Here is an 11,903-nt window from a genome sequence, read left to right as displayed (position 1 = left end):
GGCGATCATTCTACGAGGATGGCGCGGAAGTCGTTCACGTTGGTCAGTGTCGGGCCGGTGACGAGCAAATCACCGAGTTCGGAAAAACAGCTCCAGGCATCGTTATTGGCCAGCCTGGCGCGCAGATCCAGTCCAAGCGCCCTTGCCCGTGGCGGTGTATCGGGTGTGACGAAAGCCCCGGCATTGTCTTCGCTGCCATCGATGCCGTCGGTATCGGCGGCCAGCGCATGAATGCCGGGCGCACCGTCGAGCGCCAGCGCCAGGCTGAGCAGGAATTCGGTGTTGCGTCCGCCGCGCCCATCGCCTTTCATCGTCACCGATGTTTCACCGCCAGAGAGCAGGACGCAGGGCTTTTGGGCGGGAAAGCCGTGTCGAGCGCAGGATTGCGCGATGCCGGCCATGACCTTGCCGACTTCCCGCGCCTCGCCTTCGATCGCGTCACCCAGGATGAGCGGCGTAATGCCGAGGCGTTGCGCCTCCTCCGCGGCAGCTTCGAGCATCTGGCGCGGGCTGGCGATCTGGCGAAATTCACTGTGGGCAAGACGGGGATCGCCCGGCTTGGGCGTTTCCAGATCGCCGGATCGCAGTCGCTGGCGCAGCTCGGACGGGATGGCGATATGGTAAAAATCGAGCACCCGCAGTGCATCGGCACAGGTCGTCGGGTCGCCCACGGTTGGGCCGGAAGCGATGACCGCCGGGTCGTCGCCGGGCACATCGGAAATAGCCAGCGTCAGCACCGAGGCCGGCCAGGCGGCTGCGGCCAGTCGGCCGCCCTTGAGCGCAGACAGATGCTTGCGCAAGCAGTTGATCTCGCCAATACTCGCCCCCGAGCGCAGCAAGGCCGAGGTCAGCCCCCGCTTTTCGGCCAGCGGCACATCAGGTGCTGGCGCCGCCAGCAAAGCCGAGCCGCCACCGGAAATCAGCGCCAGAACACGGTCTTCCACGGTCAACCCGGAAATTTGCTCAAAAATGGAAAGTGCAGCGGCCTCGCCGGCAGCGTCCGGCACCGGGTGCGATGCCTCGACGATTTGGATCCGTTCGCACGGCACACCGTGGCCGTAGCGCGTGACGACCAGACCTTCCAGCGGCCCGGACCAATGCTGCTCGACCGCCCGCGCCATCGCCGCCGATGCCTTGCCGGCGCCAATGACGATCAACCGCCCACCATCATCCGGCGGCAAATGCGGCGGCACGCACAAGGCCGGGTCGGCGGCTGCGATGGCTGCGTCGAACAGGCGGCGCAGAATGTCACGTGGATTCATCATTTAGGCAGCCAACCGAGACCTGCTTCGGTCGTCGTCAACGGCTTGTATTCGCAGCCGACCCAGCCGTCGTAGCCGAGCCTGTCGATGAGATCAAACAAAAACGGGTAGTTGATTTCGCCGGTCCCCGGCTCATGGCGGCCGGGGTTGTCGGCAATCTGGAGGTGGCCGATGCGAGCGATGTTGGCTTCGATGGTCCTCGCCAGATCCCCCTGGATAATCTGCGCGTGGTAGAGGTCGAGCTGCAGCTTCACGTTGCTGCGGTCAATGGCGCCCAGCAGTCGCACGGCCTTGTCCACGCCGTCCAGCCAGTAGCCGGGCATGTCGATGCGACTGTTGATCGGTTCGATCATCACGGTTGCGCCGACAGTCGCAAAGCGATCGGCCGCAAATTGCAAATTGGCGATGTAGGTTGCTTCGAGTTCGTCCTGGCTAACGCCCCACGGGCACAACCCCGCCATGCAGTGCACACGCGCGCAATCGAGTACCATGGCGTAATTCAGCGCCTGCTCGACGCCTTCCGCAAATTCGCCCTGACGATGCGGCAGGCAGGCCAGCCCACGCTCACCGGCGGCCCAGTCGCCCGGCGGCAGATTGAACAGCACCTGTTCGACATCGGCCGCCTTCAACCACTCGGTGACGTCGTGCGCCGGCCAGTCGTAGGGAAACAGATATTCGACGCCCTGAAACCCTGCGGCAGCGGCCCGCTGGAAGCGTTCCTCAAACGGCGCATCGGTAAATAAAAAACTGAGGTTGGCGGCAAACTTTGGCATGGCGATGACAGTCTGTGGCGTGAGCCAAAAGTATAATCCGCACTCACTCAGGAGAACGCCATGAACGACACCGAAAAAGAACGCAAGGGCAACCGCCTGTCCAAAATCGTCACTCGCACCGGCGATGCCGGCACCACCGGCCTTGGCGACGGCAGCCGCACCACCAAGGACAGCCTGCGCATCGACGCCATCGGCGAAGTCGATGAGTTGAACTCCGGCCTCGGCGTACTGCTCTGCGAAGAAATGCCGGACACCATGCGCGCCGCGCTGCTCGATGTCCAGAATGATTTATTCGATCTCGGCGGCGAACTCTGCCTGCCCGGCATGGCCGTCATGAAAGACGCGCAAGTCGCCCGCCTCGAAGCGCAGGCCGAGGCCTTCAACGCCGACCTGCCGATGCTCAAGGAATTCATCCTGCCCGGCGGCACCCGCGCTGCCTCGCTCGCCCACCTGAGCCGCACCGTCTGCCGCCGCGCCGAGCGTTCGATGGTTCGCCTGCACGCTGCCGAGCCACTGTCCGAAGCTGCCCGCCGCTATATCAATCGCCTCTCCGACCTGCTCTTCATCCTCGGCCGTGCCCTCAACCGCGCCGGCGGCCGTGGCGACGTGCTCTGGCAAAAAGGCAAGAACGCCGTATGAGCGCGTGCGTCATCGGCCACATCACCGTCAAGGATGCCGACAAATGGGCGCAATACCGTGCCCAGGTGCCGGCCACGCTGGCGCCGTGGGGGGCCGAACTGCTCTTTCGCGGCCAACTGGCCGGCGTCATCGCCGGCCAGCATGCGCATACCGACACCGTCGTCATCCGCTTTCCCGATCTGGCCTCGGTCAATGGCTGGCAGCAGTCGGCTGCTTACCAAGCCCTGATTCCACTGCGCCAGCAGGCGGCCGATCTCGAATTGCTCTCCTTCACCGACTGACCAACCTGCGCCAGGTTCGCCATGAAACTGCCCGCTTTCTCGACCCTCCGCATCACCCTAAACGAAGGCATCGCCGAGGTCTGCCTCAACCGGCCGGACAAGTCGAACGCGATGAACGATGCCATGTGGCAGGAAATCCGCCAGGCGTTCGACTGGGTGGATGCCACCCCGGAAGCCCGCGTTACCATCCTCAGCGGTGCCGGCAAGAACTTTTGTGCCGGCATCGACCTCGCCATGCTTGGCAGCATCCAGCAGCGTATCGCCCACGCCGACGGCGCCCGTAGCCGCGAGGCCCTGCGCCGGATCATCCTTGATTTGCAAGACTGCCTGAGCAGCATCGAACGCTGCCGCAAGCCCGTTCTGGCCGCCATTCAGGGCGCCTGCGTTGGCGGCGGACTGGGCCTCGTCGCCTGCTGCGACATGCGCTACGCGACACCGGATGCTGTATTTGCGATCAGGGAAATCGATCTCGCCATGGTCGCCGATATCGGCACGCTGCAACGCCTGCCCCACCTGATCGGCGAAGGTATGACGCGTGAACTGGCCTAAGAGCTGGCCCCGTTTGTTTGGACAGGATTGCCACGGAGATAAGTGTAGCCCTGCGCTGGTAGCGTTATCCACGGTGGCGTCTGCCGAAGGTCCGTTTAGACCGTAGGCTGACGACGCGGTGGGTAACGCGGGGGTCATGCAGCCAAGCCTTTTGTCGGCAGGCCAGCGAAGTAAATCATATCCGGCGTCTTGCCACCAAATGACTGATGCGGCCGCCGGGTGTTGTAGAACTGGATGTAGTTACCCAGACCTGCTTTTGCCGCCGAAACGCAGTCGTAGGCTTTGAGATACACCTCCTCGTATTTGATACTTCGCCACAGCCGCTCGACAAAGACGTTATCGCGCCAGCAGCCTTTGCCATCCATGCTGATCTGGATACTGTTAGCTTTGAGCAGGCCGGTGAATTCGGCGCTGGTGAACTGACTGCCCTGATCCGTGTTGAAGATCTCCGGTCGGCCATAGCGAGTGATCGCCTCCTCAACCGCCTCAACACAGAAATCCGTGGTCAGCGTGTTGGAGAGCCGCCAGGCCAGCACCCGACGGCTATACCAGTCGATGACGGCACACAGATAAATGAAGCCCCGGCGCATCGGAATGTAGGTGATGTCGGTGGCCCAGACCTGGTTGGCCCGATCGATCACACGATTCCTGAGCAGATACGGGTAAATCGGATGCTTGGCATGTCGCTGACTGGTGTTGGGCTTGCGGTAAATTGCCTCGACGCCCATTTTATTCATCAGCGTCTGCACCCGTTTTCGACCGATGGCATGCCCGTCATGGCGCAGCAGATCCCGTAGCATCCGGCTGCCGGCAAAGGGGAACTCCAGGTGCAGCTCATCGATCCAGCGCATCAGCGCCAGATCTTCTGGCGAGACCGGTTCGGGCGTGTAATACGCCGTCGAGCGAGCAATGCCGAGAACCCGGCATTGCCGGACAACCGGAAGATCATGGCTGCGGTCGATCATCGTCTTGCGCTCAGCATGCCCGCTTTGGTGAGCGCTTTTTCTAAAAAATCATTTTCCAGTGCCAGATCTGCGATCTTTAGCCGCATCGCTGTGGTGTCGGGTGAGTCGGCCTTGGCCCCGCTGTCACCGAAGACTTGCGATGAGCGCTCCAGCAACTGCGTTTTCCAGTCGGTGATCTGGTTGGGATGGACATCAAACTGCTGGGCCAACTCGGCCAGCGTCTTGTCCCCTCGCAAGGCGGCAATCGCCACCTTCGCCTTGAACTCCGGCGAGTGATTCCGCCGTTTCCTTCTCGTCATGCTCTTGCTCCTCAGTCAAGCCGCTACGCGGCCGTGGGTGAAGCAAGGCTATCACTTATCTTACTGTCCAAATTTCTGGGGCCAGCTCTCTACACCGGCCGTAATGTCGGCGCTGACGAAGCCGAAAAACTCGGCTTGATAAATTTCAAATTTGGCGCTTTTTCCGGGTTGACCGTGGAAGTCCGGAAAATCGCCCAAACCATCGCCGCCAAGTCACCGCTGGCCGTTCGCGGCATCAAAGAAACCATGAACTACAGCCGCGACCACTCGGTCGCCGACGGTCTCATGCACGTCGCCGACCGGAATGCGGCGACATTACTTTCTGCCGATCTCGCTGAAGCCATCACCGCGCAACAAGAAAAACGGGCACCACGGTTTGAGGATTGATTGCCAGATGTAGCGCTATGCAAGCCGGGGATGGTCAAAAATCCTGGGCCAAATATTTCGAATTGGGCGCTTTTTTCCGGTTGACCGCAGCACTGCCGCTTTTCCTCGCACAGCCACTCAAGTTTGAGCCTCGTCATCGAGCTTACTAAGCGTAGTCTCGAATACGTCAATCCAATCCTGATTCGGAAGCAACCTTCCAGCCTGTTTCAACGCCCTCAAAATTTCCAGGCCACGCCTCAGAAAATCCCGCCGTTCGATGAGCGACAAGCCATCAAACGCCGCCAATTTCCAACAAGACACCACCACATCGACCTGCCACTGAGCATTTGTCAGGTCGCGTTCCGCCAGAAGTTCGGCAATAGCAAGATCCTTCCGATAGGCGACGAGCGCCCCCGGCCCATTTCCCTGGGCGACCAGCACATTACCGATATTCTGGTAGCTTATCGAGAGGTCGCGTAGCCATTCGGTGTTGGCGGGGTCGCATCCGGATAGGTTTTTGGCAATGCGAAGGCTTTCCCGGTAAGCGACCAAGGCCCCAGGGGAATCATCTTGAGCGGCCAGGACATCGCCAACTTTGTTGTAGCTGACCGAGAGGTCGCGTTGCCATTGGGTATTCGCGAGGTCGCATGTGACCAGCGCCTTTATAATCGCGCTGCCTTTTTGGTAGGCGACCAAGGCACCAACTCGATCTCTATGTGCGACTAGCATGTCGCCTAACTTGTTTGTGCTAACCCACAGGTCACGTTGCAATTCAGTGTTAGCCGGATCGCTTTCCGCTAGGCACTCGACAATATCAAGCCCCTTTCTGTAAGCCACAAGCGCCCCCGCCCTGTCTTCCAGAACTGTTAACATATCGCCGATCTTGTTATGACTAACCGATAGATCACGCTGCCATTTGGTATTTGCAATGTCGCCCTCAACCATGAACTCGGCTATGTCGAAGCATTTTCTAAAGGTGGCGAGAGCTTTCGCGCCTTCTCCTTGACGGGCCAATAGACTTCCAATTCTGTTGTAGTAGACCCAACGATCACGTTGCCATTGAGTATTGGCAGGTTCGCGTTCGGCTAGAAATTCTGAAAGGGCAAGCCCCTTCTGGTAAGCGGCAAGCGCCCCCGGCCCATTACCCTGGGCAACGAGCACCTGACCTATCCGGTCGTAGCTGACCGAGAGGTCATGCTGCCATTCGATATTGTCCGGGTCTCTGCCGGCCAGGGTTTCGGCAATAGACAGCGCGGTGCGGTATGTCTCAAGAGCAGGAACACTCTGGCCAAGAACAACTTGAGCATCGCCAAGTTCTATTCTCGTCCAGAAGTCTTCCGGCTGATAACTGGCGGCGCGCATCAATGCCGCCAGTGCGGTTTCGCTATTGCGCCCGATAGCCAGCGAAGCAATTTCACGGGCTCGCTCGGCGGCTTCTTTACGGCTATCTTCCGCCGCTAACGCGGCCCTATCCTCCTGCTGGCGCAACAGCTTTTCAGCCAGGGCTGTATCGCCCTGTAGCAGTGCTTTCCGGGCGCTCAGTGCAAGATCGTCCGCATCTGGTTCGCTGGCTTGTTCCAGCACCCGGCTAACAGCGGCCTCGCGGGTCTTGCGTAACTCTTCTTCTAGCTGGATGACACGTTGCTCGGCGTGCGCAGCTTTGGCATCGCGTTTATTCAGTTCTTCCTGAATACGCTTGTTCAGCTCACGCTGAATGCCGGTACTCAAGCCGTGGATCAGTCCTGCCTCGTCGGCGAACACTGCCGGACGCAGGGCTTTGCCGACTTCGTCGCGGAATTCCTGAAGCCTCGCGCTACGAGCAGGTTCCAGCAGGTCACTTAAATTGACGTCCGGGATACTGGTTCGTAGCAGGGCGATTCTCGGAATGCCCAGTTTGCCGGCATGGCGGAATTCAAGCTGGGTGATGGAGCCTTGCTCGGGATTGCTTTCCTCCGGCACGAAGCCATAGCGATGGCCGAGTATCAGGATGTAAAGATCGCAAGCATCGATGTCGTTGAGGCAACTCAGATGGACGCTCTCGCTGTCGGCCACATAGCTGTGCACCGGCAGATGGCCGGCAGCGATCAGCCAGTTGGTCACGACTGTGCGCTCTGCTTTGAGGTCAACTAGCGTAGAGGACAGGTAGACTTTGGCCATGCCGGGCTTTCGAGGCTTGCTGGGATGCCGGCATGATGCAGCGAGGCGTATGGAATATCAAGGCAAACCAACGGCATAGGGCGACGATTTTTGCCTCCTGAATTTTCAAGGCAAAAAAAGGGAGGGCCGAAGCCCTCCCCCCATTCGCGACAGGTAACCCAGCGACTATTTGCCGAAGAATCCCATCGCCACGAGCACCAGCAGGCCGAGGCCGACGGTGATCAGCACAATGCCGAGGATCACCGAGCCGATATGCATCTGCTTCGACGGTGCATCGACCAGATATTTCTCCAGTTCGCCGGTTTCCAGCATGCGCTGATAGTGCGCCGGGTGGTCCTTGCGGAACTCTTCGATGCTCTGCGTACCGGTGAACATCACCACATCGGGCGGCGGCAGTTTGTCCGGACGGAAGTGGTTGTTGAAGAAATGCACCGTGAAGAGGAAGACGGCGGCGAGGAAGGCTTCTTCACCATGTACCAGCGTGGCGACGTTGAACACCCAGCCCGGCAGGTAAGTGGCGGTGACGTGCGGGAAGGCCAGCATCAGGCCGCTCCAGCCGATGATGTTCACACCCCAGAAGACTGCCCAGTAGTCGAACTTCTCGAAGTAGGCCCAACGCTCGAATTGCGGCTTCGGACCCTGGCCGAAGAACCACTTGAACATGCCCCAGCAATCGGCGAAGTCCTTCCAGTTCGGGATCAGAGAATCCGGCCCGAACCAGCGGAAGGTCTTGTCGCGCAACAGGCGCTGCATGACATAGACGAAGTGGATCAGGAAGATGCCGACAAAGAGTGCCGCGGCTGTACGGTGAATGATGCCCAGCACTTTCGGACCACCAACCAGTGCGGCGACATGAGGCGCCCAGCTGCTACCGGAGAACATCGCCGAGGTGCCAGTCAGGACCAGGGTCATGGTGACCAAGGCAAAGACCAGGTGGGCGATACGCCAGCCCAGCGGGAAGCGCTGGAAGTGCTTCTCGGGCTTGATGCCCATGGCTTCGGTATCCACAACCTTGGTGACCAGATGACCGCCACGTTCCTGCCATTCGCGGTAGTACCACAGGCCGCAATGGAGCCAGAAGAAGGCGAAGACACCGATCAGCAGCGCGACCATGAACTTGGTGGCGATCCACATCTGCGGATATTTCTTGAAGTCGTGGCTGTTGGCATGCGGGCCAAACGAAATGAAGCCTTCGGTGGCCAACGACAGCCCCTTCTTCTCGTTGTGGCATTCCTGGCAAGTCTTCAGACGGTTCTTGATATTGACCTTGGAAGCAGGGTCATCAACCTTGGCAATGCCGTGGCTGCCATGGCAGTTCGAGCACTTGGCGGTGTAGGTGTAGCCCAGCTTGTTGACCTGCCCGTGGTAGGTGTCGCGATAGCTGTGCAACTCTTCCTTGTGGCACGCCCCGCAAGCCTCGACGTTCTTGAGTTTGAAGGGATCGGATGAGGCGCCCTTGATTTCGTGGGTGGTATGGCAATCGATACAGACCGCACCCTTGGGGTCGTCCTTGCCCATGGTCAGGGCGCCATGCACTGAGCCTTCATAGTCCTCAAGCTGCTCGTCATGGCACTTGGCGCCACAGGTCTTGGGAATGGTCAGGCGCCACTGGTCGCGCTCCGGCGTACCTTTGGCCGGCACAGCAAAGTCATGCGTTGCATGGCAATCGCCGCAGACTGCCTTCGGGCGTTCCGGATGATCGGCATCCGGCCGGGCGTGGAAGGAGTCCTTGTAGGCCGCAATATTCTCGGCGACGACACCGAGACGTTCCTTGCCGGCAGGATTGGCCCTGGCCTCATCCCACAGTTTGGCATGACAGGTCGCGCAGTCAGGCTTGGCAACATTAACGGCCTTGACGTGGCTGTCCTTGGCATCAACGATGTCCGTGTGACAGGCGACGCATTCCATCTTGCTGTGTACGCTTTTGGCGAAATTTTTCGGGTTGACCGCGGCAAGCGCACGCTTGCTGTCGTCGTCACCGGGCACCTCGATCTTGTGCTTGCCGCTTTCGTGGCAGGTCAGGCAGGTGGCGTTATCGAGCTTCGTCACCACCTCTGCCGCCATCATGCTAGTTGTTGATAACAGGGATGCACCTGCGACAAGCAGTGTCCCGACAATTTTCCTGAAACCCATGGCTAAATCCTTCTTGTACATGCCATTAATAGTGCAACCAAAGCATCCTGAGCATTCGCGCCGAATCACGAAAAAGGGGCCAAAATCTGGCCCCCTGATCAATTGGCAAAATTCACCTGACTGACGCTTACTGGAAACTGTAGATGTAAGTCGCCATCACCATATTGACTGAGTAGTGCGCCGCCTGCTGATTGCTCGGCATCACGGAAGTTGGCGTGAAACCCATCTGATAGATGTTGTAGACGTAGTCGTTCGACTTCAAGTTTTGATACAAGTAGCCGAGACGAACCCTGCTGGTCTTGTCGAGCTGGTAGTTACCTTCAAGCTTGAACGACAGCAGCGTCGACTTCACGTCCGGCGTATTGCCGCAAGTCAATGAGCCTGATCCAGCGCAAGCTGCAGCATTCGCAGGATAACTGCCAGTCGTGTAGATGGTCTTGCCGTCAGACCATGACAGATCGCTCTTGACCGCCAACTTGCCATGCATCAAGCCTCCCCACTTGGCATACATACCAAGCGCGCTTTCCCGATCACTCAGACGATTGGCCCAGATGTTGGTGCCAATGCCGGTGCCAGCATTGACGGTTGCAGCGATATTCATGTCACGCTGCATCGTCTGGGAGCTGAGATAAGCACCCACCATCGTATTTTCGGTGAAGTTATAGCTGGCATCGAGATTGGCCGCAAAGGTATTGCCATCGCGAACACCGAGTGGTGACTCGTAGTAGTCCTCTTTGCTGACACGACCGTCGAGTGTCACGGAAAGCTTTTCCGTGACATCCCACGCTGCGCCAAGCTTCAGCATGTTTTGACGACGGGAAGCTGCGAAGTAGGGCTTGTAGCCCACCGCATCACCACCGTTGATGTACCCGTAAGTCGTCACACCAATAGGTGTAACCGCATTATGGCTCTCATCGGCACGACGGTCAGAATAGCCGTATCCCGCACTAAAGTTGATGCCACTGTCCAGTTTCAGGCGGTAGCGCGCGTTCAGTTTGTCTTCGGAACTGCTACCTACGACCACACACGGAGCAGCCGTCGGGTTATTGGCCAGATTGTTACACCAACGGTAAATATCTTCACGTTCATACGAAACACGAATATTTTGCCCCTTGGTCAGACGGTAATCGCCAGCCAGTTCATATTGTGTCTTTTTGTTGCTGTACGGAGCGTTTGCAATGACACGCAGCGTAGCGTGACCAATATCGTAGAACCGATAGACATTCGACTGGGTCTGATTGTCACGCTCGTTGTACTTGACTCCAGCAGACAGCGTCAGATCCTTGATCGAATTGTTCGTCAGCTTCAAATTGGCATTGGTCGTGATGACCTTGCCGTCCAGAGAAGCGGCGGGCAAGGCACCGTTGATCAAGGCGGTATCGTTCAAGAAGCCCTGGTTCTGGGTGTTCTGGCCGTAAGAGAGACCGCCGGCCAATTTGGTTGCCGAGCCAAAGCGATATCCACCGGAGAGATTCAACTGATGGAAATCATTGCCCGGCGCGGTGCTAAGTGTATCCGTCGGAAAAACCCTGGCTGCACCGGTAGCAGGAGCGCCACCACCGCTGACGAACGGATTGTTCCAAGAGAGGCTATTGTTGTCATCACGGAAGAAAGAACCGTAATAGCCACCACTCAAATGACCATTTTCACCTGTCCAGTTCAGTGCGAATTTCACGGTATCAGTTTGATAACTCGTGGGATTCATCAGCATCATTACAGCCTCGCCAGCCGCATTGGCTGACTGTGCACCGTTTGACCCTGCTGCCTGCATATTGGAGCCGGATGCGATCAGTTTGGCGCCGTCCTGCTTAAGGTGGTTGAACTCAATATCCACGCTCCAGGCATTGTTGAAACGGTACAAGCCATTCACGCCGATATTGGTGCGACCAGAATACAAGTCATCTACGGTGCGCATCAGCGACTTCTGCGTAACAGTCAGTCCGCGGCTACCGGGAGCGGTGGTATTTACCGCGCCAAAGTTGGAAGGAAGGACAAAGCTATTCCCTCCCATTGCCCCCTGCAGCGGCGTAATGAAAGGCTCGGCAGTGTAATGGCGCATTTCGTCATAAGAAGCACCTACCGACCAATCGCCCTGTTTGCTGACAGAAGCATCCAGCGCACGGGAGGTCGTACCCAGATCACTGCCGTTGGCTTCCCAGCGCAATTTGCCGTCACCACCGTTATACGAGTCATAAGCATTACCACCCTTGATGCCGAAATTCCCGACCACATATGGGCCGTTCTCGTTCATTCCATTGTATTCGCCAAACTTGTTGGAGTCGCGCGAGACACTCTTTGCACCAACCTCGACAAAACTGGTGGGCTTAACTTGCGCATTGACACTTTCGTCTTCTGCATCAGCTGCCATGGCGACCGTCGACATACTGCACATTACAGCTAGTGCGGTACGGACCAACACGGTCGTAGAGTTCAGGGCGAACGATTGAGTTCCACGGTTTTTCATTTCATGTCCCCTTAT

At 58.3% G+C, this 11,903-nt stretch carries 9 protein-coding genes and 1 pseudogene; 4 read left to right on the top strand and 6 right to left on the bottom strand.

Annotated elements, in window-relative coordinates:
• Positions 1-5 precede the first annotated feature (5 nt).
• Both IPJ12_16180 and hyi read right to left on the bottom strand, forming a co-directional pair.
• The gene (locus IPJ12_16180; GenBank protein ID MBK7648638.1) at positions 6-1,265 is read right to left on the bottom strand and encodes a glycerate kinase; all 1,260 of its coding nucleotides are present in this window, start codon (positions 1,263-1,265) and stop codon (positions 6-8) included.
• Complete coding sequence (hyi, locus tag IPJ12_16175) at positions 1,262-2,035, bottom strand: hydroxypyruvate isomerase (GenBank protein ID MBK7648637.1); 774 nt, start codon at positions 2,033-2,035, stop codon at positions 1,262-1,264. Before hyi ends, IPJ12_16180 begins: the two co-directional genes overlap by 4 nt.
• 60 nt (positions 2,036-2,095) lie before the next feature.
• Here hyi and IPJ12_16170 point away from each other — a divergent pair, with 60 nt between their 5' ends.
• The 3 genes and pseudogenes from IPJ12_16170 to IPJ12_16160 all read left to right on the top strand — a co-directional run bounded on the left by IPJ12_16170 (position 2,096) and on the right by IPJ12_16160 (position 3,501).
• Complete coding sequence (locus IPJ12_16170) at positions 2,096-2,674, top strand: cob(I)yrinic acid a,c-diamide adenosyltransferase (protein ID MBK7648636.1); 579 nt, start codon at positions 2,096-2,098, stop codon at positions 2,672-2,674.
• Positions 2,671-2,955, top strand: a complete 285-nt coding sequence (locus tag IPJ12_16165) for a DUF1330 domain-containing protein (protein ID MBK7648635.1) — start codon at positions 2,671-2,673, stop codon at positions 2,953-2,955. The genes IPJ12_16170 and IPJ12_16165 overlap by 4 nt, the downstream gene beginning before the upstream one ends.
• 21 nt (positions 2,956-2,976) lie before the next feature.
• Positions 2,977-3,501 (top strand): annotated as a pseudogene (locus IPJ12_16160) (enoyl-CoA hydratase/isomerase family protein).
• Between the two features lie 137 nt (positions 3,502-3,638).
• Here the strand turns inward: IPJ12_16160 and IPJ12_16155 are convergent.
• Positions 3,639-4,768, bottom strand: a protein-coding gene (locus tag IPJ12_16155) for an IS3 family transposase (protein MBK7648634.1) whose coding sequence is annotated in 2 segments (ribosomal slippage) — positions 3,639-4,510 and positions 4,510-4,768 — 1,131 coding nt in all. Because the reading frame shifts where the segments join, the coding sequence is not laid out codon by codon here.
• On the opposite strand from IPJ12_16155, the gene IPJ12_16150 reads away from it, so the two are divergent.
• A complete protein-coding gene (locus IPJ12_16150; protein ID MBK7648633.1) occupies positions 4,655-5,155 on the top strand; it encodes a hypothetical protein in 501 nt (166 codons plus the stop codon). The genes IPJ12_16155 and IPJ12_16150 overlap by 114 nt on opposite strands.
• 117 nt (positions 5,156-5,272) lie before the next feature.
• Here IPJ12_16150 and IPJ12_16145 read toward each other — a convergent pair whose 3' ends face one another.
• The 3 genes from IPJ12_16145 to IPJ12_16135 all read right to left on the bottom strand — a co-directional run bounded on the left by IPJ12_16145 (position 5,273) and on the right by IPJ12_16135 (position 11,888).
• A complete protein-coding gene (locus tag IPJ12_16145) occupies positions 5,273-7,291 on the bottom strand; it encodes a DUF4062 domain-containing protein (GenBank protein ID MBK7648632.1) in 2,019 nt (672 codons plus the stop codon).
• 165 nt (positions 7,292-7,456) lie between these two features.
• Positions 7,457-9,424 (bottom strand): cytochrome C, encoded by a 1,968-nt coding sequence (locus IPJ12_16140; GenBank protein ID MBK7648631.1) that lies wholly within the window; start codon positions 9,422-9,424, stop codon positions 7,457-7,459.
• A 127-nt stretch (positions 9,425-9,551) separates the two neighbouring features.
• The gene (locus IPJ12_16135; protein ID MBK7648630.1) at positions 9,552-11,888 is read right to left on the bottom strand and encodes an MtrB/PioB family decaheme-associated outer membrane protein; all 2,337 of its coding nucleotides are present in this window, start codon (positions 11,886-11,888) and stop codon (positions 9,552-9,554) included.
• Positions 11,889-11,903 lie beyond the last annotated feature (15 nt).

The sequence above is a fragment of the Betaproteobacteria bacterium genome (genome assembly GCA_016709965.1).
GTDB lineage: Bacteria > Pseudomonadota > Gammaproteobacteria > Burkholderiales > Rhodocyclaceae > Azonexus > Azonexus amarohabitans.
The sequence above is the reverse complement of the archived record's forward strand: the minus strand, read 5'-3'. Positions and strand labels throughout refer to the sequence as shown.